The organism is Chryseobacterium jejuense (genome assembly GCF_017877355.1).
GTDB classification, from domain to species: Bacteria; Bacteroidota; Bacteroidia; order Flavobacteriales; family Weeksellaceae; genus Chryseobacterium; species Chryseobacterium jejuense_A.
In genome coordinates this window covers 347605-371587 of sequence record NZ_JAGIPR010000005.1, presented here as the reverse complement: position 1 = coordinate 371587, position 23983 = coordinate 347605, and the positions used below count along the sequence as shown (strand labels likewise).

At 35.5% G+C, this 23983-nt stretch carries 25 protein-coding genes; 17 read left to right on the top strand and 8 right to left on the bottom strand.

Going from position 1 to position 23983, the window contains the following annotated elements; translation table 11 throughout:
- The first annotated feature begins 79 nt into the window (after positions 1 to 79).
- From J2772_RS12835 to J2772_RS12805, 7 genes are all read left to right on the top strand, one after another.
- Positions 80 to 1285, top strand: coding sequence for a hypothetical protein (locus J2772_RS12835; protein ID WP_209917234.1), 1206 nt, complete (start codon positions 80 to 82; stop codon positions 1283 to 1285).
- The gene (locus J2772_RS12830; protein WP_209917232.1) at positions 1286 to 1822 is read left to right on the top strand and encodes an adenine phosphoribosyltransferase; all 537 of its coding nucleotides are present in this window, start codon (positions 1286 to 1288) and stop codon (positions 1820 to 1822) included.
- Positions 1823 to 2027: 205 nt separating this feature from the next.
- Complete coding sequence (locus J2772_RS12825; protein ID WP_209917230.1) at positions 2028 to 2735, top strand: tetratricopeptide repeat protein; 708 nt, start codon at positions 2028 to 2030, stop codon at positions 2733 to 2735.
- Between the two features lie 3 nt (positions 2736 to 2738).
- Complete coding sequence (gene ribH, locus J2772_RS12820; RefSeq protein ID WP_209917228.1) at positions 2739 to 3257, top strand: 6,7-dimethyl-8-ribityllumazine synthase; 519 nt, start codon at positions 2739 to 2741, stop codon at positions 3255 to 3257.
- A gap of 213 nt (positions 3258 to 3470) precedes the next feature.
- Complete coding sequence (locus J2772_RS12815; RefSeq protein WP_209917226.1) at positions 3471 to 5549, top strand: LTA synthase family protein; 2079 nt, start codon at positions 3471 to 3473, stop codon at positions 5547 to 5549.
- 149 nt (positions 5550 to 5698) lie between these two features.
- The gene (locus J2772_RS12810; RefSeq protein WP_209917224.1) at positions 5699 to 6571 is read left to right on the top strand and encodes a hypothetical protein; all 873 of its coding nucleotides are present in this window, start codon (positions 5699 to 5701) and stop codon (positions 6569 to 6571) included.
- Positions 6572 to 6686: 115 nt separating this feature from the next.
- Positions 6687 to 7550 (top strand): neutral zinc metallopeptidase, encoded by an 864-nt coding sequence (locus J2772_RS12805; RefSeq protein ID WP_209917222.1) that lies wholly within the window; start codon positions 6687 to 6689, stop codon positions 7548 to 7550.
- A 149-nt stretch (positions 7551 to 7699) separates the two neighbouring features.
- Here J2772_RS12805 and J2772_RS12800 read toward each other — a convergent pair whose 3' ends face one another.
- The gene (locus tag J2772_RS12800; RefSeq protein WP_209917220.1) at positions 7700 to 8545 is read right to left on the bottom strand and encodes a GLPGLI family protein; all 846 of its coding nucleotides are present in this window, start codon (positions 8543 to 8545) and stop codon (positions 7700 to 7702) included.
- A gap of 146 nt (positions 8546 to 8691) precedes the next feature.
- Between J2772_RS12800 and J2772_RS12795 the strand changes: the two genes are divergently transcribed.
- The 5 genes from J2772_RS12795 (at position 8692) to sufD (ending at position 13284) form a co-directional block, all read left to right on the top strand.
- Positions 8692 to 9021: a HesB/IscA family protein gene (locus tag J2772_RS12795; RefSeq protein ID WP_027372006.1), complete on the top strand. Its 330-nt coding sequence runs from the start codon at positions 8692 to 8694 to the stop codon at positions 9019 to 9021.
- 67 nt (positions 9022 to 9088) lie between these two features.
- The gene (sufB, locus tag J2772_RS12790) at positions 9089 to 10537 is read left to right on the top strand and encodes a Fe-S cluster assembly protein SufB (protein WP_209917218.1); all 1449 of its coding nucleotides are present in this window, start codon (positions 9089 to 9091) and stop codon (positions 10535 to 10537) included.
- Positions 10538 to 10543: 6 nt separating this feature from the next.
- Complete coding sequence (locus J2772_RS12785; protein WP_209917216.1) at positions 10544 to 11050, top strand: GNAT family N-acetyltransferase; 507 nt, start codon at positions 10544 to 10546, stop codon at positions 11048 to 11050.
- Between the two features lie 18 nt (positions 11051 to 11068).
- The gene (gene sufC / locus J2772_RS12780) at positions 11069 to 11812 is read left to right on the top strand and encodes a Fe-S cluster assembly ATPase SufC (RefSeq protein ID WP_209917214.1); all 744 of its coding nucleotides are present in this window, start codon (positions 11069 to 11071) and stop codon (positions 11810 to 11812) included.
- A gap of 164 nt (positions 11813 to 11976) precedes the next feature.
- Positions 11977 to 13284, top strand: a complete 1308-nt coding sequence (gene sufD / locus J2772_RS12775; protein ID WP_209917341.1) for a Fe-S cluster assembly protein SufD — start codon at positions 11977 to 11979, stop codon at positions 13282 to 13284.
- 71 nt (positions 13285 to 13355) lie between these two features.
- Here the strand turns inward: sufD and J2772_RS12770 are convergent, their stop codons facing one another.
- Together J2772_RS12770 and J2772_RS12765 are read right to left on the bottom strand one after the other, a co-directional pair.
- Positions 13356 to 14279 carry a DUF3078 domain-containing protein gene (locus J2772_RS12770; RefSeq protein WP_209917212.1) on the bottom strand — a complete coding sequence of 308 codons (924 nt, stop codon included), beginning with the start codon at positions 14277 to 14279 and terminating at the stop codon, positions 13356 to 13358.
- Between the two features lie 408 nt (positions 14280 to 14687).
- Positions 14688 to 15614: a DUF3078 domain-containing protein gene (locus J2772_RS12765; protein WP_209917210.1), complete on the bottom strand. Its 927-nt coding sequence runs from the start codon at positions 15612 to 15614 to the stop codon at positions 14688 to 14690.
- 249 nt (positions 15615 to 15863) lie between these two features.
- Between J2772_RS12765 and J2772_RS12760 the strand changes: the two genes are divergently transcribed.
- The 4 genes from J2772_RS12760 to J2772_RS12745 all read left to right on the top strand — a co-directional run bounded on the left by J2772_RS12760 (position 15864) and on the right by J2772_RS12745 (position 19826).
- Positions 15864 to 16631, top strand: coding sequence for a rhomboid family intramembrane serine protease (locus tag J2772_RS12760; RefSeq protein WP_209917208.1), 768 nt, complete (start codon positions 15864 to 15866; stop codon positions 16629 to 16631).
- A 34-nt stretch (positions 16632 to 16665) separates the two neighbouring features.
- A complete protein-coding gene (gene dprA, locus J2772_RS12755; RefSeq protein ID WP_209917206.1) occupies positions 16666 to 17775 on the top strand; it encodes a DNA-processing protein DprA in 1110 nt (369 codons plus the stop codon).
- Positions 17776 to 17965: 190 nt separating this feature from the next.
- Complete coding sequence (gene gdhA, locus J2772_RS12750) at positions 17966 to 19324, top strand: NADP-specific glutamate dehydrogenase (RefSeq protein WP_045491849.1); 1359 nt, start codon at positions 17966 to 17968, stop codon at positions 19322 to 19324.
- Between the two features lie 133 nt (positions 19325 to 19457).
- Complete coding sequence (locus J2772_RS12745) at positions 19458 to 19826, top strand: iron chaperone (RefSeq protein ID WP_209917204.1); 369 nt, start codon at positions 19458 to 19460, stop codon at positions 19824 to 19826.
- Between the two features lie 44 nt (positions 19827 to 19870).
- Here the strand turns inward: J2772_RS12745 and J2772_RS12740 are convergent, their stop codons facing one another.
- The 3 genes from J2772_RS12740 to J2772_RS12730 all read right to left on the bottom strand — a co-directional run bounded on the left by J2772_RS12740 (position 19871) and on the right by J2772_RS12730 (position 21941).
- Positions 19871 to 20188 (bottom strand): hypothetical protein, encoded by a 318-nt coding sequence (locus tag J2772_RS12740; protein ID WP_209917202.1) that lies wholly within the window; start codon positions 20186 to 20188, stop codon positions 19871 to 19873.
- A gap of 292 nt (positions 20189 to 20480) precedes the next feature.
- A complete protein-coding gene (locus J2772_RS12735) occupies positions 20481 to 20969 on the bottom strand; it encodes a YkgJ family cysteine cluster protein (RefSeq protein WP_209917200.1) in 489 nt (162 codons plus the stop codon).
- Positions 20970 to 21941 carry an ion channel gene (locus J2772_RS12730; protein WP_209917198.1) on the bottom strand — a complete coding sequence of 324 codons (972 nt, stop codon included), beginning with the start codon at positions 21939 to 21941 and terminating at the stop codon, positions 20970 to 20972.
- 145 nt (positions 21942 to 22086) lie between these two features.
- Between J2772_RS12730 and J2772_RS12725 the strand changes: the two genes are divergently transcribed.
- Positions 22087 to 22467: a group III truncated hemoglobin gene (locus J2772_RS12725; RefSeq protein ID WP_209917195.1), complete on the top strand. Its 381-nt coding sequence runs from the start codon at positions 22087 to 22089 to the stop codon at positions 22465 to 22467.
- A 35-nt stretch (positions 22468 to 22502) separates the two neighbouring features.
- Here the strand turns inward: J2772_RS12725 and J2772_RS12720 are convergent, their stop codons facing one another.
- Complete coding sequence (locus J2772_RS12720) at positions 22503 to 23573, bottom strand: calcium:proton antiporter (protein ID WP_209917193.1); 1071 nt, start codon at positions 23571 to 23573, stop codon at positions 22503 to 22505.
- A gap of 66 nt (positions 23574 to 23639) precedes the next feature.
- Positions 23640 to 23978, bottom strand: a complete 339-nt coding sequence (locus J2772_RS12715) for a DUF6122 family protein (RefSeq protein WP_209917191.1) — start codon at positions 23976 to 23978, stop codon at positions 23640 to 23642.
- Between the last annotated feature and the right edge of the window lie 5 nt (positions 23979 to 23983).

Below are 23983 nucleotides of genomic sequence, written 5' to 3'. Positions count from 1 at the left end.
CATGCTCAGGAAAACAAATCAAAAAATAAAATCTAGTATTAATAAAGGTTTTAGTAAATTTGCAACAAACCAAATAAAAATGAAAAAGTTTTCTTTTCTACTTGTTTTCAGTCTGTTGCTTTTTACAGCATGTAAGAAAGATCATGTAGATGCTACGAATACTAAAACGCTGCAGTCAAGTATCAATGATATGACTTCCAGCTTGCCTACCATTAAACAGATTAAGTTTAATGAGGCTCTTTATATCCTTAAAACATTTGGCGTGGAAGCTGATGGGGATGTGAATGAGCTAAAAGCTCTTGGAAAACTGATTAACGGGAAAAAAGTTCCTGAGATTATGACCCTGGCAGACGAAGTTGCACAGAAAAACGGAATTGAATGGGCCAGTACTAATCCACCTTCATTAGGTGAAATGAATATCTTTGGTGATGATAAAGCCAAGGAAAGTGATCCTAATGACGTAAAAGCAGGAGCATTATCTATTGTTACAAGACCAACAGGAGATGACGGAAATGGTGCACCAACAGCAATCCAGATTGTTCCAAGATTAGTAGATGCTGCTGGAAAACCAGTGTCATTTACAGGGGCTGGTTTGGAAGCTACATTAGAAGTTTTCAGCAATGGGGTAAGACTCTCAACAGCTAAAAACCTGATGCAGGATAACAACTTTAAAGGATTCAACCTTAAATTCTCTTCTATTCCTGCTTCAAAAGTAGTAGACAATAAAATTGATATCACCGTTTCTGTAAAAACAACAGCAAAGACATTCAAAATGTCTAAAATTGGCTTGGATGTAAATGCAGCAGCTCTTAAAGTTCCTGCCGTTCCAAAAACAGATACAACAGCAGTACAACAGCAACCAAGTGCAGTAGTAGACCCTAATAACCCAGCCACTACTACTCCATCTACAACTACAGACCCTGGTACAACAACTCCTGCAGCACCAGCCGCTCCAAAACAGCCAACTGCAGATCCAAAAAATACAGTAAGTAAATTTCTAAGCAGCGTAAGTTCTCAGAACCTAAAAGCAGCTTATGATACATCCAATAACCCAAGCTGGGGAAGCTATGAATCTTTCTCAAATCCAAATTCAGGTTTTGGAGCAGTAAAAAATGTAAGCGTTAAAAACATTACCACAAGTGCAAATAATGCTAATGGGGCAAGTGTAAACGCTACTTATGATGTAACGGATAAAAATGGAAAGACTACTTCACTAAAAGTAACTTTCGGACTTAAAAATGTAAACGGAGACTGGAAAATTTCCAGCTATAAAATCAACCCATAAATGGCTTCAGCAGAATTAATCAAAAGACTAGAAGATACAATTGAAAATATTCCGGACTTTCCTATCCCAGGGATTCAGTTTAAGGATATTTCACCTATTTTTTTAGATCCAAAACTTTATGAAGATGTAATTACAGACCTTGCAGCCAACAGTAAAGGAAAAGTAGATGCAGTATGCGGAATAGAAAGTCGTGGTTATCTTTTTGGAATTGCGATTGCCGTAGCACTGGAAGTTCCTTTTATCTTAATCAGAAAAGCAGGAAAACTTCCACCACCTGTCATTTCAGAAAAATATGACTTGGAATATGGAAGTGCCATTATTGAAACCCGAGAAGGGCAGATAAAACCAGGACAAAGGATTTTAATCCATGACGATCTTCTAGCAACAGGAGGAACAACAGAGGCAGCCGCTAAGTTGGTAGAAAAACAAGGAGCAACCGTTTCTCAATTCAGCTTCCTGATTGGTTTAAAAGGACTGAATGGAGATGAAAAACTAAAAAAGTTTGGTGCAGAGGTCTACCACATTTTAGAATATTAAAATTCAGAATACGAAATATGCTTCGACTCTGCTCAGCATGACAACTACTAGAAAAACTATAGGTTTAGAAATGTCACGCAGAGCAGAGTCGAAGTTTTTTATGATAAATAAGAACAAATTCTCAAGATTTAAATAATAATACCCATAAAGTATTTTGTAAATCTCTAAGAAACAATTAAATTTGCAATTCAATTTTTAAAAACTTATGGCAAAATTGGGAAAGAATGCTCAGAATGAGCAAGAAGGTAAAGAAACGGTTGAGTTCTTCAAAGATCTTGACAGAGAGGCCTTAAACACTGAGAGATTTCTTGAAAAATATTCAAAACCTTTAGGGATTGTATTTGGAGTTTTAGTTTTAGGAGTTTTAGGATTCTTCGGATATAAGCAATTTGTAGTTGCTCCTAAAAATGTTGAAGCTGTAAAAAGCTTCCTTGCTGCTCAGAAAAACCTTACAGAAAATAAAAATGCTGAAGCTTTAGGAGGAAAGTCTGCTGCAAACCCGGGGTTCATCGGAACGGCTAACGAATATTCAGGTACAAGCATCGGTCAGCTATCTGCTTACAACGCTGGTTTATTGAAGTTCAAAGAAGGTAAATTCCAAGAAGCTTACGATCTATTAGATAAATTCTCTTCTGACAACAAAACGCTGATGGCAATGAAATATGGAGCTATGGCTGATGCAAAATCAGGATTGAATAAAAATGATGAAGCTTTATCATTATTAGACAAAGCAGCTACTGCTTCTGATGATCCTTATACAACTTACTTCTTCACAAGAAAAGCAGGTATCCTAGCATTAGGATTAAAGAAAAATGCAGAAGCTAAAAAATACTTCTCTTCAATTGATGAGAAATATCAGGATTATGACAACGGAATGTCTGATTCTTACATTGAAATGACTAAATATTACTAAAAAATGGCAACAGTTAATCTTTCCGATTACAAGCCACTTCATATAACGAATGCCGAAGATTTTTCTATCGGCATTGTTTTTTCTGAGTGGAATGATTTTGTAACGTACAATCTTCGTGATGCAGCTTTGGAAATTCTTGAAAAAGAAGGAGTAAAACCAGAAAACATCAAACTTTTCCCCGTTCCGGGAGCCTTTGAATTAAACTATGCAAGTATGCAGCTTTGCAAAGAAAAAAAATATGATGCTATAATCTCTATTGGATGTGTAATTCGTGGAGAAACGCCTCATTTCGATTATGTTTGTTCAGCTGTAGCACAGGGAATCAAAGACTGTAATATCATGACTGATACTCCTACCATCTTCTGTGTTCTGACAGATGATACCAAAGAGCAATCCATCGCAAGAAGCGGTGGCGACCTTGGAAATAAAGGTGTAGAAGCAGCAGTAACAGCCTTAAGAATGATTGATTTCAAAAAGAAATTATCTGATAAAAAAGGAAACATCGGTTTTGGACATTCTTAATCGTTGCCCTATTTTAACAATATATCAGGACTATTTTTTAATAGTCCTTTTTTATTGGAAAATTTCAGGACAAAGACAAATTCATTAAACATTTGTTTAAATTACATCTTTAAATTCTTAAAATCTTATTAATAAATATCAGGTTTTGCTTTTTTTCACCCAAAAGTTGTATACAACAACTATCTTTGTGAAAATCGTATAGACCATAAATCCATGTTTCTAAAAAAAATAAAACCTTTCCTATATTTAGGAGTTTTTTATCTGATTATTTCCCTGCTCGTAAGGACAATATTCTTTTTCCATCCTATCACCACAGCCAGTTTCGGATTTTTTGAGATCATTAAAGTACTGTTTGTAGGTCTTATCAACGATATTTTTGTTTTTATCCTCGCCAGTGCCATTCTTGCACTCTACTTTTTATTCCTTTCCAACTCTAAATATAAAAAACCATACGGATATATTATTTTTGGAACATTGGTTGCCTTTTTCTTTTATATCTGGCTTATTCCAAACAATATTTTCAAGCAATACGGAGGCTCTGTAACAGAAGTAGCTCTTTCTTTTGTAGGAATAAAAACTTTCCTGTTTGGGATCATGCTTTTCCTTCCAACTCAAAGGATTAAAATCCGAAATATTTTATATTTCATCACATTATTACTATATGTACTGTTGATCATCTTCAATGGGGTAAGTGAATACTTCTTCTATAATGAATTCGGAGTGCGTTATAACTTTATTGCAGTAGATTACTTAATCTACACCAATGAAGTTATTGGAAATATCATGGAAAGCTATCCTGTTATTCCTCTGTTTTCAGGTATAATGCTTGTTACATTAACCATTACCTGGTTTATCTACAAAAAGACTAAAGATGAATTACTAGAGCTTCCTAACTTTAAACAGAAATTGATTTTACTGGGGTCTTTTGCTGTACTTTGTGGCATCAGCTTGTTGACTCTTCCATCATTAATGCAAATCAAATCTGACAATGTTTTTGCTGATGAAATCGAAGCCAATGGACTTCCTAAGTTTTACTGGGCTTTCACCCATAATGAACTTGATTATTTCCAGTTTTATTCACAGCTTAATCAACAACAGGCAGAGAAGAATTTCCTAAGCCAATATCCACAACATACTTTATCAAGAAACATTGTAGCAGAGCAACCGGAACTCAAGAAAAATGTAGTATTGATCTCTATTGAAAGTCTTTCTGCAGACTTCCTTGAACATTATGGAAATACACAAAAAATTACTCCATTTCTGGATAGCCTTGCAGATAAATCTCTGATGTTTACTAACCTTTATGCTACAGGAAACAGAACGGTTCGCGGACTGGAAGCTTTAACACTTTGTATTCCTCCTACCGCTGGAGAAAGTATCATCAAAAGGAATGACAACAAGAATAAATTCACTACAGGAAATGTATTCAAATCAAAAGGATATGATGTTAAATTCTTATATGGCGGATACAGCTATTTTGATAATATGCAGGACTTTTTCGGTGGAAACGGATATGATATTGTAGACAGAAACAACTTTAAACCGGAAGAAATTACCTTTGCCAATGTTTGGGGTGTTGCAGATGAAGATATGGCCAGAAAAGCCATTCAGGTTATGAATGCTGAAGCTAAATCAGGAAAACCGTTCTTCAACCATTGGATGACCGTTTCCAACCACAGACCTTTCACTTATCCTGATGGAAGAATTGATATTCCAGGAACTTCAAAATCCCGTGAAGGTGGTGTAAAATATACAGACTACTCGTTGAAACTGTTTTTCAATATGGCAAAAAAGCAGGATTGGTATAAAAACACAGTCTTTGTTATTATTGCAGACCACTGTGCATCCAGCGCCGGAAAAACAGAGCTTCCGATGGACAAGTACAGAATTCCTGCCATGATCTTTTCAGAAGGATTTATTCAGCCACAAAAGTTTGATACTCTGATGTCTCAGATTGATGTGATGCCTACCCTTTTCGGATTACTGAATTTCAATTATCAATCAAAATTCCTAGGTCAGGATGTTTTCAAACCAGAATTCCAGCCTAAGGCGTATATTGCCACTTATCAGGATCTTGGTTTTGTAAAGGACAATCGTTTAACCATTATTTCTCCGGTTAAAAAAGCAAAACAATACTCTCTGGAACTGGAAAAAAGTGATCTTGCTCCGGAATTTAAGCTTTATTATGATGAAAAGCTGCTTAAAAACACAGATCAAAAGCTGGTAGATGATGCTATTTCAGCGTACCAGTCAACTTCTTATTGGCTGAAAACCAAACAGCTTAACCGATAAGAACAGGCTTAATAAAACCCTTCCCCAGTAGATATTTTAATTATATTTGAAGGAGGAGAGCATTAATCAAAAAATTCAGGAAGAGAATTTAAAAACTGTGAATAAAAAAAACAGAATTTAAGTAATGATTGAATTTTATACTTTAAAATATGAAGTATTCATTTATACATAAGAGGATGTTTTTCATCCTCTTATTTTTATTTTCAGCAGTAAGAGCCCAGACGCTTATCATTACCAATAACACGGGCAGAGCTATCATTATAAAAAATGGCAAAAACGAAGTAACCCTCAATAATCGGGATAAGAAAGAGTTTACTGAGACTAATAGAATTGAGATAAAAATATCAGACAATAAGTTTAGGTATATTAATTTATTTCTTGACCCTACAGATAAGCTCAAGACAACCATGGGTAAAAATGATGAAATGATTTACTCCGGAGATAAAGCCGCACTTCACAAGTACCTTACTGAAACATTAAATGTGGATACTTTCGGCAAAATCAATACTTATGAGCTAATAGGTCAGAAGAAAAATATTGGTGAATTAAAAAATGTAACAGAGTTACTCTTTCTGGATGTTTTAAAGAAAGTCCAATTACCTAACATTGTTGTTTCTCCGGAAGATAAAATGTCAATCAGAAGGTTAAAAAATTATATCAAATATAACTGGCTTTATACAATATTCTCTACACTTGACCGAAGAGAAACAGCCTTTAAAAAAGAAGCCATTAATTATTATTTCAAAAAATATATAGAAACAGATATTTCCAGATTCAGCTGTACAACATCTTTACATTATAGTGTCATTGAAGTTTTAGCAAAAAACAGATCTTTATTGCAGACAGAACTTCCTACTTACCCTATTGTTGAACATACAGATAATGATAATATTAACAAATACCTACCACAAAACTGCCAAAAACAATATTTTCAGGAGAAATACAACTACCTGGAACATATCAATGGGCATAATAAAGAATATTATAAAAAAGTTCTCAGAGAAAAGTTTAATGAAGAATAGAAAAAATCTGATCCAAAAGTTTGATAATTATCCTGATAAAAATTTTCCTGTCATAACATTTTAGTTATTGTAAGGTTTAATTTTATAAATTTACGACACAAAAAAAGATATTATTATGAGATGGACAGACGACAGAGGCGGTAACGTTGATGATCGCCGTGGCTCCGGAGGCGGAGGTGGTGGTATGATTGTAGGCGGCGGGCTCGGAACTTTAATTATAGCAGCCATTGTTTTCTTTTTAGGAGGTGATCCTTCCGGTATTTTGAATTCCGGCAGCATACAGTCTTCAGGAAACACAGGAGAAAAAAGAGAGCTTACTGCACAGGAAAAACAAATCGGGGAAATGGTTGATATGATGTCCGGATGGAATACCCTAACCTGGGATCAGATCTTTAAAGAAAATGGTATGACTTTTTCTGAACCTAGAATTGTACTTTTCGAAAGCACTACCAATTCTGGATGTGGTACTGCACAATCTGCTATGGGGCCTTTTTATTGTCCGGCTGATCAGAAAATCTATATGGACATGGAATTTTTCAGTGAGCTTCAACAAAGATTCGGAGCAAAAGTAACTGAATTTACAGTAGCCTATGTTCTTGCTCATGAAATGGGCCATCACGTACAAACTCTTTTAGGAACCACCCAAAAAGTAGATGCCTTGAGAAGAAGCGGAAGATATTCCGAAGCAGAAATGAACAGGGTATCCGTAGCTACAGAATTACAGGCAGATTTCTATGCCGGAGTTTGGGCAAAACGCACGGATGACTCTAGAAAAATTCTGGAACCGGGAGATATCCAGTCTGCTATAGATGCGGCACAAGCTGTAGGTGATGATAATATCCAAAAAAGATCACAAGGATATGTGAATCAGGAAAGCTTTACTCATGGGTCATCTGCACAGCGTAAAGAATGGTTTATGAAAGGATATAACACTGGAGATATCAGACAGGGAGATACTTTCAATCAGCTTTTGAAATAACAATAAACATTATAAAATAAACGTCAGTGAATATCTGTTCACTGGCGTTTATTTTTTATTTCAATTGGATTGAATAAAGCTTATCTTCCCGTTTTTATGCTAATTTTAAACCTAACAACCTGTTAGGTTTATTTAGAATACATTCTTATTTATTGTAGTTCAATCGGGTTACTGTTCTTTTTGGCTTCTTCTTTCACCCTTTCTTCCATTCGTTTTCTCATCTCAGCAGGATCCTGATTTCCTCCTCCCGGGCCTCTTCCGCCGCCTATTCTCATGGTAGTGGCCAGACCAGACCCCTGGTTCATAAATGACATCGGATCAGTTTTAAACTTTTGCTGTTGTTTTACAAAATCACTTCTTTTTACTTTTAAAGTATTTCCAAACTGATTTAATGCAGGCAGTTCCCCAATCTTATAGTTCTTCATCAGATCAAAAGAATAATCTCCTTTATCATCCTCAACTTTTACAATCAGCCCCGGAAGACCACCAAATTTATACGGTCCATCCTGATAAGGCAGATCTGTCGTAAACCATGCAGTCCATTTTCTTCCCGCAAAATCTGTTTCTGCTTTCTGAACCTTATACTCCCCTATTTTTGTTGTTTCCGAAGAAATTTTCCAGTTTAAAGGCCTATCTTCTTCATAAGAATAAATATCTCGTCCTATTCGATCTTTAAAATAAGTTTTCTGATTGGTTTTATCTTTTTCTACGGAATAATTGATATTGGTTCTCAGACCTTCCATCTGATCCCTATTGATACTTCCTCTTCCGCCGCCACCCTGAAAGGCTTTCTGCATGATAGAATCTCTTTTGATCCTGTTTTCAGAATAAAAAATCGATTTGTCCTGAGAAATATCAAGATATGCATTTTCAGTTTTAGTATCTGCTTTATTTTCAGCATCCGGCTTCATCGTTACCTGATATACAAATCGGTTAGTTTGTGCAGAAACCTGCTGTATAAACAGTGCCAGAGCAATAATGCCTATTCTTTTCATATTCGAGTCAATTTATGTTTTGGATTTCAAAACATTACCAAGGTTAAACTCATCAATGATAAAAATCGATAAAATAAAAATGCTGATTTTTATATCCTGATTTTTGTTCGTATTTTTGCGTCATTAAATCATTCTAAATAAATACAATGATAAAAGTATCAGACTATGCAAAGGAGAAAGCCATCCAACTTATGACAGAAGATGGTTTTAACCCTGCTGAAGATTATATAAGAGTTGGGGTAAAAAGCGGCGGATGCTCTGGTTTAGAGTATGTTTTAAAGTTTGATAACCAAAAAACAGACACAGATCAGATTTTCGAAGATAATAACATTAAAATTATTATCGATAAAAAGTCCATCCTTTATTTAGCAGGAACCACTCTTGAATATTCAGGAGGATTGAACGGAAAAGGGTTTGTTTTTAACAACCCGAACGCATCCAGAACATGTGGATGTGGAGAATCATTTAGTCTTTAGAGAAAAGACATAAGATCCTAGACATCAGAAAAATATGAAGTCTAAATCTGAAATCTAAAAAATTATAATGAGTAAATATACTGAAGACGATTTAAGAGTCGATCTAGAAAATAAAAAATATGAATTCGGTTGGGAAACCAAAATTGATTATGAAGATTTCCCAATTGGTTTAAATGAGGATATCGTCCGTGCCATCTCTGCTAAAAAAGAAGAGCCGGAATGGATGACTGAATGGCGTTTGGAATCTTTCAAAATCTGGTTGAAAATGGTAGAACCTACTTGGGCTAATATCAAATATGAAAAACCGGATTTTCAAGCTATCCGTTACTACGCAGCTCCAAAGGCAAAACCTGAATTGGAAAGCCTTGATCAGGTAGATCCTGAATTATTAAAAACTTTCGAAAAGCTAGGAATTAATATTGAGGAACAAAAAAGACTTTCAGGAGTTGCTGTAGATATTGTAATAGATTCAGTTTCTGTGAAAACTACTTTCCAGGATACATTGGCAGAAAAAGGAATTATTTTCTGTTCCATCTCTGAAGCTATTAAAAATCACCCAGATTTAGTAAGAAAATATCTTGGAAAAGTAGTTCCTAGAGGAGATAATTTCTATGCAGCACTGAACTCCGCAGTATTCTCTGACGGAAGTTTCTGTTATATTCCTAAAGGCGTAAGATGTCCAATGGAACTTTCCACTTATTTCCGTATCAATCAGGCAGGAACAGGACAGTTTGAAAGAACACTTGTCATTGCAGATGAAGGAAGTTATGTTTCTTACCTTGAAGGATGTACAGCTCCATCAAGAGACGAAAACCAGCTTCACGCGGCAGTAGTAGAACTGATTGCATTAGATAATGCTGAGATTAAATATTCAACGGTACAAAACTGGTACCCGGGTAATGAAGAAGGAAAAGGGGGAGTATTCAACTTTGTAACGAAAAGAGGTCTTTGTGAGAGAAACGCAAAAATCTCATGGACACAGGTTGAAACAGGTTCTGCTGTAACATGGAAATATCCTTCTTGTATCCTTAAAGGTGATAACTCAATCGGAGAGTTCTACTCTATTGCTGTAACCAACAATCACCAATATGCAGATACAGGAACAAAAATGATCCACATTGGAAAAAACACCAAGTCAACGATCATTTCAAAAGGAATCTCTGCTGGAAAATCTCAAAACTCATACAGAGGGCTTGTAAAAGTAATGCCTTCTGCAAAAGGAGCAAGAAATTTCTCCCAGTGTGACTCTTTGTTGATGGGTAATGAATGTGGAGCACATACATTCCCTTACATCGAAATTAAAGATCCTACTGCTCAATTGGAGCACGAAGCAACCACTTCAAAAATTGGAGAAGATCAGATTTTCTACTGTAACCAAAGAGGTATTGATACGGAAAGAGCCATTGCTTTGATCGTAAACGGTTTCAGTAAAGAAGTTCTCAATAAGCTTCCAATGGAATTTGCTATTGAAGCACAGAAATTACTAGAAATTTCATTAGAAGGATCAGTAGGATAAAAAGATATGGTAGCTACAGAAAGATTAATTTTAAGAAAACCCGCAAAAGAAGATTTTGAGAGATTCTTTGAAATTAATCATGACCCTGAAACCAATATTCATAACCCAAGCGGACCTATGAGTTTTGAAAAAGCAGAAAGTACATTTACCAGAATGCTTGATCATTGGGAAACCTATCATTTTGGAAGCTGGGCGATTGTTGAAAAAGACAATCCTGAAAATATAATAGGTTATGGCGGATTGAGCTACAGACTCTACGGAGAAGAAGAAAAATTGAATTTAGGCTATCGTTTTGCTTCCCAGGCATGGGGGAAAGGATACGCTACAGAATTCACAAAGAAAGCTATAGATTTTGGGTTGAATGAGGATAATAAAGAAGAGATATTTGCTATTGTCCGCCCCAGTAATTTAGCTTCTGTTAAAGTTTTGGAAAAGGCAGGTATGATCAAAGTCGGGACCCTAAATGATGTTCCTGGTCAGCCTGAAAGTTTAGTATATAGAATTCAAAAATAATTTGTTTAAGCAAATAAAATGTTAGAAATTAAAAACCTTCACGCCAAAATTGAAGATGGCGCAGAAATATTAAAAGGGATTAACCTTGAAATAAAACCAGGAGAAGTTCACGCTATTATGGGGCCAAACGGAGCTGGTAAGTCTACTCTTTCTTCTGTAATCGCAGGAAAAGAGGATTACGAAGTGACAGGTGGAGAGATTCTTTTCCAAGGAGAAGACATCATTGAAGATGCTCCGGAAGACAGAGCACACAAAGGAATCTTCCTATCTTTCCAGTATCCAGTGGAAATTCCGGGAGTTTCTGTAACGAACTTCATCAAAGCAGCTTTAAACGAAACAAGAAAAGCAAATGGATTGGAAGAAATGCCTGCAAAAGAAATGCTTGCATTAATCCGTGAAAAATCTGAAAAATTAGGAATCAAAAAAGATTTCCTTTCAAGATCGCTGAACGAAGGATTCTCCGGAGGTGAAAAGAAAAGAAATGAGATCTTCCAAATGATGATGCTTAACCCTAAATTGGCAATCCTTGACGAAACAGATTCAGGATTAGACATCGATGCATTAAGAATTGTTGCTGATGGGGTAAATCATTTTAAAAACGAAGGAAACGCAGTTCTTTTGATTACACACTATCAAAGATTGCTTAACTATATTCAACCTGACTTCGTTCACGTTCTTGCTGATGGAAAAATCATCAAAACAGGTGATAAATCTTTAGCATTAGAGCTTGAAGAAAAAGGGTACGACTGGCTTCTTAACTAATAAGAAGGAGTACTTCAGAGATTAAAAATTTTCGCGGTCATTCAGAAACGTAGCAAAAAGAAGAATCTCTAATATTAAAAATTGGATTCCCTGTTCCTCGGAATAGCAATATTTTTAGTTCAAAATAAAAAGAAAAAATGGTGCAAACCACAGATATACCAGTAATGGCATTAAAAGAACAAATCATCGAAAACCATAATGAGTTTTTGGAGAGCCTTCGTCACAGATTTCTGGATGACAATAGAAAAGCTGCTCTTCAGAAGTTCGAAAAAATAGGTTTTCCGACAAAAAAAGACGAAGAATATAAATATACCAATCTAAAGGAGATCACGGAAAAAAGCTATAACTTCTTCCCGAAAGAAAACCACAACATCACTAAAGAACAGTTTGATGAACTGCACCTTGGAGAAGAAAATTTTGATTGGATTGTATTCGTAAACGGTAAACTTCACAAAGAACTTTCAAAAGTTTCTATTGAAAATGTAGAGTTCCTTTCATTCAATTATGCATTGAATGATGACAAACATAAAGAGGTATTTGAAAAGTATTTCAATACAATTGCTTCCAAAGATTTAGCTTTCACAAACTTAAATCTTGCATACTGCAAGTATGGTTTCTTTTTGAAAGTTCCTAAAAATGTAGTGATTGAAAAGCCAATTCATGTTTTCTACATTTCTCAGAATCAGGAAGAAAATACATTTTACAATACAAGAAATTTATTAATTGTAGAAGAAGGAGCTAAGGTTGAGGTTATTGAAAGCCACCACAATTTTGATGATACTTATGTGTTCACCAACTCTGTAACAGAGATTTTTACGTATCCAAATGCAAAAGCAGACTGGCACAAGCTTCAGAACGATAATAATACTTCTTACCTTGTAGACAATACCTTTGCAAGACAGGAGAAAGACAGTTTAACCACTGTAAATACCTTCTCTTTCGGAGGAAAACTGGTAAGAAACAACCTTGATTTTATTCAGAATGGATCGAATATCAATTCATTCATGAACGGAATTACAATTATCGGAAAAGATCAGTTGGTAGACCATCATACAGCGGTTCACCACAATTTCCCTAACTGTGAAAGTTACCAGAACTATAAAGGAATCTTCGATGGTAATGCCCACGGAGTTTTCAATGGAAAAGTTTTTGTTGATAAAATCGCTCAGAAAACCAATGCTTACCAGCAGAACAATAACGTTTTGCTAAGTGAAGGAGCAAGTATTGATACTAAACCTCAGTTAGAGATTTTTGCAGATGATGTAAAATGTTCTCACGGATGTACAGTAGGCCAGCTTAATGAAGATGCCTTGTTCTATCTAAGAGCTAGAGGAATCTCTAAAAAAGAAGCTCAGGCGTTACTTCTATACGCATTTGCTAATGATGCGATGCAAAACATCGATATTGAGCCTCTAAAAGAGAAGATTTCAAAGCTTTTAGCTGAGAAACTTGAAGTAGATATAGAATTTTAATCTTATATATATTTGATACATAAAAAGCACTTCATTTTGAAGTGCTTTTTTATTGTTTTATCTCTTTGAAATTATTTTTTAAACCAGCTTTGGTTGTCTTTATTTTCTGAACGTTTCTTTCCGTTATCAAAATTATACGCCAAACCTACTCCTAACGTCTGTTTCAACTGAGTTTTCCAAATCTGATTGTGATCATATAATAGATCCAAAGTTACATTGGTAGAAATATATTTATTGATCTTCATACTTAGCACTCCGCTATATCCAAGCACTAATCTTTCCGGGTGATCCAGATAATTTGAGAACACCGAAGCCGTGTTAAGCAAAGTGATATTCTCCATAATTTTCAGCTTATACATTGCTGTTCCCAAGAAACCGAATTGGAAAAGAGAAGAATCTCCATCATTTTTAAGTCCGTAAGTTCCTGCTTTTTGAAGGTCTTCATCTAACACAAAAGTCCATCTGGCATTCGCGGGACGTAATGTCACTGTCAAATTATCATTTGGACGATAAGTAACCCCCGCTCCAACGCTTAGATAACCTGGTGCCATAAAGTTTGAGATTTTCTTTGCATCGGGATTGTTACCATCTTCATAACCTGGAGCAAATTGAGTCTGAAGACCAACACCTCCAGAGATATACCAATGTTTAGCAAACTCTCTACCATAGTTTGTAGACAAGTTAATAACGTCCTGAGTTTTTCTTACTCCAGTACCTTGCGTATTGTTTTGTCCGTAACCAAGAATAATGATGTTTTCCCAAAGATCTTTATCTTTTTCATAAGTAAGGTTGTAATTGACACCGGCAAGCCATCCGACGTTATTGGCTCCACCCCCAACCCAATTGGAGAAAGCAGCTTGATTAAGCATTAAAGTGTTTTGTCCTTGAATAGACCAGGCTTTAACTGTGTCTGTTGCAGGAGCATCAGCTTTCGCTTCCTGAGCCATAGTCAAAACTCCAAAAGAAACAGAAGCGATCAATAAAACTTTTTTCATAATTAACGATTTACTACAAATGTATAAATAATAATTTACGCCAAGATAAAACTCACCTTAAAATGAATTGAATTCACGCGTTTCCATCATTATAAAACAATGAAAATAAAACCTTTAAATAACCATTTATACCTAGCAAACTTAAAGTAACTTAAGTCCGGAATCTTTAAAATAAAAAAACGCTTCATTATTGAAACGCTTTTAAAATTAAATTCTCCTGATAGTTTATTTTTGGTAATTATATACAATTTTACACTAATGCGGTTATCTTATTATTATAATTCTGTCATTCTGAATGTAACGAAGTGAAATGAAGAATCTAAGCCATATTATGAGATTCTTCCTTCGTCAGAAATCGAAGATTCGACGTAGTCAATGACAGTGGTGTAAAATTGTTATATAGTCACCTTATTTTTTAATCCACCATTGGCTGTCTTTGCGCTCAGATCGCTTCACGCCATTGTCCAGGGTATAAGCAAAACCAATTCCCAACGTTTGTTTTAACTGAGTTTTTGCAATTTGATTATGGTCATATAGCAGATCTAGGGTAATATTAGAAGAAATATATTTATTCACTTTTAAATTCAAAATTGCCCCATAGGCAAGAGCCAGCCTGTCCGGATGATCTAGATAATTGGAAAAAACAGAAGCAGTATTTGTTAAATAAATATCTTCCATTATTTTCAGCTTATATATGGCTGTTCCCAAAAAACCGAACTGTAATAATGAAGAATCTCCGTCCCTTTTCAAACCATAACTTCCAGCAAATTGAAGTTCTTTATCCATTACAAGAATCCATCTGGCGTTGGTAGGACGCAGGGTTACCGTCAGATCATCATTAGGCCTATAAGTGATACCCATACCGACGTTAATGTAACCTGGCGCCATAAAGTTCGAAGTTTTCTTGGCTTCCGGATTATTTCCGTCTTCATATCCTGCAGCAAACTGAGACTGTAAACCCGCCCCTAAGGATAAATACCAACTTTTGGAAAACTTTCGCCCGTAATTGGTAGAAACATTAATAACATCCTGGGTTTTTCTTATTCCTTGCCCTTTGGTGTCATTCTGTCCGTATCCAAGAATAACAATATTTTCCCAAAGATCATTCTCTTTTTCATAGGTGATATTGTAGTTGACACCGGCAAGCCAACCTACATTATTGGCTCCACCTCCTACCCAATTCGAAAAGGCAGCCTGATTAATCATTAAAGTGTTTTTCCCTAACACTGACCAGTTTTTTACTGTGTCTACCACAACGGAATCTTTTTTTAATTCTTCTTGTGCACTTGCATCAATCCCAATAAACATGGAAAGAATCAATAAAAACTTCTTCATTACTCTAAATAATTTTCAATGCAAAAATATTAATATATTTTTTTTAACGGCAAATTTTCCCTTAAACAATATACTTTTTTTGGATTTTAACCTGCTGACATCAAAACACTTCAATACAATCAATGCCAAAATAATAGGTTCAAAAATTAAATTTGATACCTTTTGTCTTAAAATCAGGCGTGTATAAGAGGTTTCATCGACAAATTTTCCGAAATTTATCATTGGCTTTTGATTTGACGTACAATCTCCATGTTTAAAAATGTAATTTCCAAAAGAGCAATTTTATATCCTTTGCTGATGCTATCTGCAATGTGGTTCGGTTTTTTTTTACAAATGCATGGCTTTTTTGGAAGTTGCTTCGGAGCCATTATTCCCCTTGTTCCCGAGGGACTACTCGGAATTCTCACCTCTCCGCTTTTACATGGAAATACAGACCATATTATAGGAAATTCTATTCCTATAGCAGCATTGATGTTTCTGTTGTATCAATTCTATCCATTGGTGGCTAATAAAGTTTTTTTCATCGGATGGATAGCAACAGGGCTTTTGGTGTGGCTCCTTCCTCCTATTGACATCATGACCGGTGAATATATGTACACCTGTACCATCGGAGCCAGTGGTGTAGTTTATGTTCTGGCCTTTTTCCTCTTCTTCAGCGGGGTTTTTAAATGGAATATGAAGCTTCTCACCATTTCTTTACTCGTTGTTTTATATTATGGAAGTTTAGTATGGGGCATGCTACCCGAAGAACTGTTTTATAATATGCAGGAGCCTAGCAAAATCTCATGGCAGGCTCACCTTTCCGGAGCCGCTGTAGGCAGTATCATCGCGTTTGCTTTTAAAAATGTAGGTGAGAAAAAGAAAAAATTCATCTGGGAATATCCTAATTACTACAGTGAAAAAGATGATAAACTATGGCAGGAATACAAAGAAAATCACCCGGAAGACTTCATGGAACTTCCTTACAAAAAAAGAGACGACATTTGGAATCATTTGGATGAATTAAGAAGAAAATAAAAACTTATTTCATTACATTTGATAAAAAACACACATGATCTCCGAAGAATATTTATATGCTATCGCTTTACGCGAAAGCAGCCAGATTGGTGACATCAATTTCCATAAACTTGTAAGAACGTTTGGAAGTGCAGAAAATGCATGGAAAAAAGCAAAAAAAGAATACAAAAAACTAGAGGGAATTGGGCAAAAAACAGTTGCTGATATTGGAAATGAGAACCATCTGAAGTTTGCAGAAAAAGAAATTAAGTTTTGCCAAAAAAACAATATCCGAATCAGAATAAGACATCTTAATGAGATTCCAGCTCTTCTGAATGAATGCACAGATGCACCTTCTATCCTCTACCAAAAAGGAAACATTGACGATTCACTTCAAAAAATAAGCATGGTTGGAACCCGAAATATGACTTCTTACGGGAAACAGTTTATCGGAGACTTTTTTGAAGCGACTCAATCTTCCCAATATGTTTCTGTAAGCGGCCTTGCATTAGGGGTAGACAAAGAAGTTCACGAACAATCTATCCAAAATCAAAAACCTACCATTGCTGTTCTTGCTCATGGTTTCGAATTTTTATATCCTGCTAAAAACAGAAAACTGTCAGAGAAGATTCTTCAGGAAGGTGGTATTTTATTAACAGAATTTTGTTCAACAAGAAAACCGGATCGGGAAAACTTTATTCAGAGAAATAGAATTGTGGCTGGACTTTCTCCTGCAACTATTGTAGTGGAAACAGGATTTGGAGGAGGATCTGTAAGCACAGCTGCTTTTGCCAATGATTATAACAGAGATGTTTTTGCACTTCCTGGAAAAATAACCGATGTTCTTAGCCAGGGATGTAATCAATTGGTTTTGCATAACAAAGCGACAGCCATTTCAACCATCCAAGATCTGATAAGTATGCTTGGCTTCAATAATCCAAAAGAAAAAATTGCTGAGCTTTTCCCCTACAGTGAAACAACAATACAATTAACTGATAATCAAAAAACTATTTATCAATTCATCAAACAGAATCCTCAAATTTCTCTAGACGATCTTGCACAGGAAACTGACCTTCCTTCACACAAAATTTTACCTATAATTTTAGAATTAGAACTTTTAGGGAAAGTAAAATCATTTTCCGGGAGGCAATTTATCGCAAATTAAGAATTAACGATTTCTTAATACTGCATTATTTCATACATAACATTTAATTTTTAATAAATTTTAATCACAAATTATCAATTTAATAATATTTCAAAACATTATTATTTAATTTTTAACAATCTTAAAATAGAGTGTTGTGAATCTTGAAAAAAAAATTAAATTTGTTGACAATAATATTCAACCTTAATATATGGAACAATATAATATTGACCAGAAAATCCAAGAGTTTATTGCAAAAATTGAAGCAAAAAATCCTAACGAACCGGAATTCTTACAGGCTGTAAAAGAAGTTGCCGTAACTGTAATTCCATTCATTGCTACGAGAAAAGAATATAACGGAATGAAGCTGCTTGAAAGAATGGCTGAAGCTGAAAGAATTATTATCTTCAGAGTTCCATGGGTTGACGATAAAGGAGAGATTCAGGTTAACAGAGGTTTCAGAATCCAAATGAACTCTGCTATTGGTCCATACAAAGGAGGAATCCGTTTCCACCCTACTGTAAACTTATCCGTTCTTAAATTCTTAGCTTTCGAACAAGTGTTCAAAAACTCTTTAACTACTCTTCCAATGGGTGGTGGTAAAGGAGGTTCAGATTTCGATCCACAAGGAAAATCTGATATGGAAGTAATGCGTTTCTGCCAGGCTTTCATGACAGAATTATGTAAGCATATCGGTCCTGAAACAGATGTACCTGCAGGAGACATTGGTGTAGGAGCAAGAGAAATTGGTTACCTATTCGGACAATACAAGAAAATCAGAAACGAATTTACAGGAGTTCTTACAGGAAAAGGTCTTGCTTACGGAGGTTCATTAATCCGTCCTGAAGCTACAGGATATGGAGTGGTATACTTCGCTGAGCAGATGCTTAAAACAATCGGACAAAATTTCCAAGGAAAAACAGTAACTGTATCAGGTTTCGGAAACGTAGCTTGGGGAGTTATCAAAAAAGCAACTGAGCTTGGAGCAAAAGTTGTAACGCTTTCCGGACCTGACGGATATGTTTATGATAAAGATGGTATCAGCGGAGAAAAAATTGATTATTTATTAGAACTTAGAGCTTCTGGAAACAACAGAGCTGAAGACTATGCTAAAAAATATCCATCTGCTGAATTCCACGCTGGAAAACGTCCTTGGGAAGTGAAGTGTGACGTAGCATTCCCTTCTGCAACTCAAAACGAATTAGATTTAGATGATGCAAGAAAACTAGTTGAAAACGGATGTCTTTGTGTAACTGAAGCTGCTAACATGCCTTCTACATTAGACGCTATCAACTATTTCTTAGACAATAAAGTATTATTCTCTCCTGGTAAAGCTTCCAACGCTGGAGGTGTTGCTACTTCAGGATTAGAAATGACTCAGAACTCTATCCGTCTTAACTGGACTTCTGAAGAAGTTGACGCAAGATTAAAGGAAATCATGATTGGTATTCACAAAGCTTGTAGAGACTACGGAAAAGACGAAGACGGTTATGTAAACTACGTAAAAGGTGCAAATATTGCAGGCTTCGTAAAAGTAGCAGAAGCAATGTTAGCTCAAGGAGTGGTGTAACAAAAAATAATAAAGGTTGGGAAAAACTCCCGACCTTTTTTGATATAGCCTGTTCCCGGGATAATGGGAAAAAAGTAAAAAGTGAAAGGAGAAAGCGTTGCCATGTGCAGCGCTTTTTTTTATTTTTATAGGCATGAAAAACACCTTCAAAAATATTGATGATTACATCCTTTTATTCCCTATCAAGGTTCAGGAAAAGCTTCTTGAACTGAGAAAAGCCATCCATTCCCAAGCTTCGGATCTTGAGGAATATATTGGATATCAGATGCCTGCTTTTAAGTACAAAGGAAAGCCTTTAGTCTATTTTGCAGGATATAAAAAGCATATTGGATTTTATCCCGGCGCTGAGGGAATCAAAAATTTTGAAAAAGATTTTGAAGAAAGAAACTATAAGTTTTCCAAAGGCGCAGTACAGTTTCCTATAGAGGAAGATATCCCATTAGATCTTATTCACGAAATTGTAACATTCAGGACCCAAGAAATAGAGCAAAAAAAATCCTGAAATACAATATTTCAGGATTCAGACTAGTGTTTGCTAAAGTACTATCACTTTTTCTTTTTAGATTTTTTTTCTTCTTTTGTTGCTTCTGCAGGTTTAGTGGCTTCCATTGTAGTTCCTGCACTTGCAGTGGCTTCAGCTGCCGGAGTTGCTGTTGAAGCTTCCGTTGCTGTGGTATTTTGTCCACTTGTTGTGGAAGTGGTAGAATTCCAATCTGTTTTGGTTTCCGATGTTTGCGGCTGTGTTTGAGTTGTTGTTGTCTGATTATTAGTAGTGCTTTCAGCTGGCTTCTGGGTTTGGGTTTGAGCCGATACTGCGATTACTCCGACTAATGTAAACGCTGCCGTTAAAAATAACTTTTTCATAATGTAATATTTAAATGATTGTTTAAACTAAACGGAGTATCATTTATAAAAATTATGCGTAAGTAACTTATTTAACGTACTTTATAATTATTTAAGAAGAATTTACAAAAGTTTTTCCATCCGAATTGAGCTAAAAAATCCAAACTGAAAGATGGAAGTTTATATTGATAAAAGAGCTTTTATATCTTCTTTCAAACCCTTGTCAAGGTTTAGAACCCTGACAAGGAATGTTAGGTAGGCTATTTCCAGCCAAGGCATCCATTTCTAATCTCTCTAGTTTTTATCTTAAAATTTACTTCGTTATATTCTTCATCATCTTTTCTACAAATTCGAAAGCAGCCGGACAAATAACGGTATTTTTCAACATGAGATTATTGATCTGGTATATCTTTTTACGGTCTGTATGTGGATATTCTCTACAGGCTTTTGGTCTTACTTCATAGATGGAACACGTATTATCACTGTTCAGGAAGAAGCAAGGAAGATTCTGCAACACCTTATCATTATCTTCATCCACTCTTAAAAATTTAGCTTCAAAATCGGCTGATTTCATACGCAGATGCTTAGCGATACGTTCAATATCCTTTTCAGTATACAGCGGGCCTGTTGTTTTACAGCAATTAGCGCACTGTAAACAGTCTATTTCATCAAAAACTTCATCATGGGTTTCCTGCACGATATAATCGAGGTTTTTGGGCGGTTTCTTCTTTAATCCGTCCAGAAACTTTTTATGTTCTTTCTGCTTTTGTAAAGCTTGTTTTTTATAAAAATCTAAATTCATTTATTCTTTATTTCCTGCCTGAACCGGAAGATCAGCGTTTTGATATTCATTGATCTTATCTAGATCCAAAACGGTAGCAAGATTATTTTTATCAGGATAATACATGGTAACAAATTTCGCTCCGTACACAATCTCACCAGTCACATATGAAGACCTCTGAACTACTGTATTGGAGAACACTTCATCAAATGCCCGTATCTGAACAATAATCTCAATGTCCGTACTTTTAAAATCATCTTCAGAGAATCCGTAAAATGGTGAACTTTCATTTATTTTATGAACCACAGTCCAGTTCAGGGCCAAAGTATTGATCTTACCTAACTGTGTTTCCAGCCTATAAAAATTGCTTTTAGGAACATCATTTTCAATTACTTCAATGGCCGTAGATACAATGACATCAGCATCTGTGAGTGCATTGTTTTTATAAGGTGCTAATCTGAACATTAAAGCTCTCCCCTCTTCAAAAGGCGCAATCACTGCGATATCAGAAAATCTTAAATAAGCCCTCGGTCTTGAAAATCTTCCGTAAAAAAGACCTGTTGCAATGGCAAAGGTAAGCAATCCCAGAAACGCTTCAAAAGTAGCGACTAAACTAGCTAAAAAACCTACAGGAGCAATTCTTCCATATCCTACAGTAGTAAAGGTCTGCGAGCTGAAGAAAAAGACATCAATAAACTCATTCAATGGATCGCTCTTATCTATTCCTGTAAGATGTCCCACTCCAATCAGATAGTAAATCATTGCAAATACAAGATTTATCAGAATATAGGCAATGACGAGATAGGAAATAAATCGAAATGAAGATAAATTCAGCATGGTATGGTACCAGCTCAGGCTATTGAAAACATTCACCCCTGTTCTCTTTACATTGGGAAGACCATCCTTATTGATGAATCTTCCTGAGGCATTGCTTCCAAAGCCACTGTTCTCCGTGTTTTTCTGGCGGATCTTTTTTCTGAAACCTCGTGTCATCTTATATCATTTGTTTTTTGAATAGCTTAGTTATTGAGCATTCATCTTTTCCTGTTTCCGGATACAAAGATAAAATATTGTTTTCATGAATTTTATCAATTGAATCCTTTACTTATCCAATTTGATTTTACAGTAAATTTGGAATATGAAAAAGCTTGAATCAAGAGAGGATATTGAACACCTTGTCAATTCATTTTATACCAAAGTAGTAAAGGACGAAACCATTAGTTTCTTCTTCAATGATATTGCTAAAGTAGACTGGGACAAACACCTTCCCAAGATGTATTCTTTTTGGGAATCTATTCTTTTCGGACAGATGACTTACAAAGGAAATCCTATGGGAGTACATTTTCCGATCAATGAAATACAGGCTATGGAGCAAAAACATTTCAACAAATGGCTTGAACTATGGAGAACAACCATAGAAGAAAATTTCGTAGGTGAAAATGCTGATATGGCTATTTACAAATCTGAAAATATAGCCAAACTGATGGCCTTTAAAATGGAATTGGCGAGAAGGCTTTAGTAAAATCCGGAATTCGAATTACGAGTTCCTCTTAGTTAAGGGACAATTACAGTAAAAATATATGCTGCCAGATTCACCAATAGTACAGTTCCGTATAAAATATTTGTTTTTCCACGGCTTAAGGAAAGCATTACGATAAAAACAGAGAGAGAAAGAAGAATCACATCTTTCTTATCCAGTCCCAACACCAATGGAATATCATACATAATGCACACTACAGAAACTGCAGGAATCGTTAATCCAATACTGGCTAAAGCAGATCCCAAAGCCAGATTTAAGCTGGATTGTATCTGATTGCTTCTAGCAGCCCTAATAGCAGCTACTCCTTCCGGAAGAAGAACAACCGCTGCAATAATAACCCCTACCAAAGATTTCGGAGCTCCTACACTCTGCACCATCCCTTCAATTGTATCTGAGAGTTCTTTTGCCATTAAAACAACAATGACCAGGCAAACAACCAGGAAGCTAAAGCTTATTAGAGTTTTTGTTAAAGTAGGAATATAATGTTCTTGAGTATGTTCATCAGGAACAATGAAATAACTTCTGTGTCTTACAGTCTGTACCATCAGGAAGACCCCATAGATCACAAGACATGCAATAGAAATAAATACAAGTTGTGCTTCGTTATAAAAAGGTCCGTTAACACTTGAAGTAAAGTTAGGAAGCACAAGGGTAAGCACTAAAATGGAAACAATACTTACCAAATAAGTAGTTGCTGAAGTTGTTGCAAAGAACTGTTCGTGGTATTTTACACCACCTACCAAAATACAAATTCCTAGAATTCCGTTCAGGATCAGCATTACGGCGGCAAAAACGGTATCTCTGGCCAGCGTGATCGCCTGATCCCCGCCGGCAACCATCAGTGAGATGATTAACGCTACTTCAATAATGGTGATACACAGAGCAAGGATAATAGTTCCGAAAGGCTCTCCTACTTTATGAGCAACCATTTCTGCATGGTGGACTGCCGATAAAACACTTCCAATGAGTAAAATTCCAGCAATAACATCATAAACAACGCCACTTCCCATCAGTCCTGAGAAGTAGTAACCTACCGCAAAGACAGGAAAAATATAGGTGTAGTGTAAAAGTTCTTTAAGTTTCATAAAGTGACTACAAAATACAAAAAATCTATAATGTTTTCAATATCAAAAGAAAATATTAATAATATTTTAATGAGGCCATAGGTTAAAGTCCTGATAATCTGTCAACATATGGAATAATAATCCAATTCCTATAATTCTGATATTTCCTCTAAAAAATAGCATCAAAAAATACACCGCAATGGCATAATAGGAATGTAAAAAATGAAACCCTATGCTTTCTCTTGAGGGATCAAAAATAGGATTGGCAAAAAGATGATCCAGATCTACCAGCATTGTCGCCAATAATATAAGATATACTTTCTTCCAGTTTTTAGGATAAAAGACCAGCGCAATAAAAACTGGAAATACAAAATGTAAAAAATAATGTGTACATGTTTTGAGTAAAGCAATTTCCGACGGAGCCATTAATC

Coding starts and splice junctions, on each gene's coding strand:
- J2772_RS12835 (WP_209917234.1), top strand. CDS start 80: ATGAAAAAGTTTTCTTTTCTACTTGTTTTCAGTCTGTTGCTTTTTACA.
- J2772_RS12830 (WP_209917232.1), top strand. CDS start 1,286: ATGGCTTCAGCAGAATTAATCAAAAGACTAGAAGATACAATTGAAAAT.
- J2772_RS12825 (WP_209917230.1), top strand. CDS start 2,028: ATGGCAAAATTGGGAAAGAATGCTCAGAATGAGCAAGAAGGTAAAGAA.
- ribH (WP_209917228.1), top strand. CDS start 2,739: ATGGCAACAGTTAATCTTTCCGATTACAAGCCACTTCATATAACGAAT.
- J2772_RS12815 (WP_209917226.1), top strand. CDS start 3,471: ATGTTTCTAAAAAAAATAAAACCTTTCCTATATTTAGGAGTTTTTTAT.
- J2772_RS12810 (WP_209917224.1), top strand. CDS start 5,699: ATGAAGTATTCATTTATACATAAGAGGATGTTTTTCATCCTCTTATTT.
- J2772_RS12805 (WP_209917222.1), top strand. CDS start 6,687: ATGAGATGGACAGACGACAGAGGCGGTAACGTTGATGATCGCCGTGGC.
- J2772_RS12800 (WP_209917220.1), bottom strand. CDS start 8,545: ATGAAAAGAATAGGCATTATTGCTCTGGCACTGTTTATACAGCAGGTT.
- J2772_RS12795 (WP_027372006.1), top strand. CDS start 8,692: ATGATAAAAGTATCAGACTATGCAAAGGAGAAAGCCATCCAACTTATG.
- sufB (WP_209917218.1), top strand. CDS start 9,089: ATGAGTAAATATACTGAAGACGATTTAAGAGTCGATCTAGAAAATAAA.
- J2772_RS12785 (WP_209917216.1), top strand. CDS start 10,544: ATGGTAGCTACAGAAAGATTAATTTTAAGAAAACCCGCAAAAGAAGAT.
- sufC (WP_209917214.1), top strand. CDS start 11,069: ATGTTAGAAATTAAAAACCTTCACGCCAAAATTGAAGATGGCGCAGAA.
- sufD (WP_209917341.1), top strand. CDS start 11,977: ATGGCATTAAAAGAACAAATCATCGAAAACCATAATGAGTTTTTGGAG.
- J2772_RS12770 (WP_209917212.1), bottom strand. CDS start 14,279: ATGAAAAAAGTTTTATTGATCGCTTCTGTTTCTTTTGGAGTTTTGACT.
- J2772_RS12765 (WP_209917210.1), bottom strand. CDS start 15,614: ATGAAGAAGTTTTTATTGATTCTTTCCATGTTTATTGGGATTGATGCA.
- J2772_RS12760 (WP_209917208.1), top strand. CDS start 15,864: ATGTTTAAAAATGTAATTTCCAAAAGAGCAATTTTATATCCTTTGCTG.
- dprA (WP_209917206.1), top strand. CDS start 16,666: ATGATCTCCGAAGAATATTTATATGCTATCGCTTTACGCGAAAGCAGC.
- gdhA (WP_045491849.1), top strand. CDS start 17,966: ATGGAACAATATAATATTGACCAGAAAATCCAAGAGTTTATTGCAAAA.
- J2772_RS12745 (WP_209917204.1), top strand. CDS start 19,458: ATGAAAAACACCTTCAAAAATATTGATGATTACATCCTTTTATTCCCT.
- J2772_RS12740 (WP_209917202.1), bottom strand. CDS start 20,188: ATGAAAAAGTTATTTTTAACGGCAGCGTTTACATTAGTCGGAGTAATC.
- J2772_RS12735 (WP_209917200.1), bottom strand. CDS start 20,969: ATGAATTTAGATTTTTATAAAAAACAAGCTTTACAAAAGCAGAAAGAA.
- J2772_RS12730 (WP_209917198.1), bottom strand. CDS start 21,941: ATGACACGAGGTTTCAGAAAAAAGATCCGCCAGAAAAACACGGAGAAC.
- J2772_RS12725 (WP_209917195.1), top strand. CDS start 22,087: ATGAAAAAGCTTGAATCAAGAGAGGATATTGAACACCTTGTCAATTCA.
- J2772_RS12720 (WP_209917193.1), bottom strand. CDS start 23,573: ATGAAACTTAAAGAACTTTTACACTACACCTATATTTTTCCTGTCTTT.
- J2772_RS12715 (WP_209917191.1), bottom strand. CDS start 23,978: ATGGCTCCGTCGGAAATTGCTTTACTCAAAACATGTACACATTATTTT.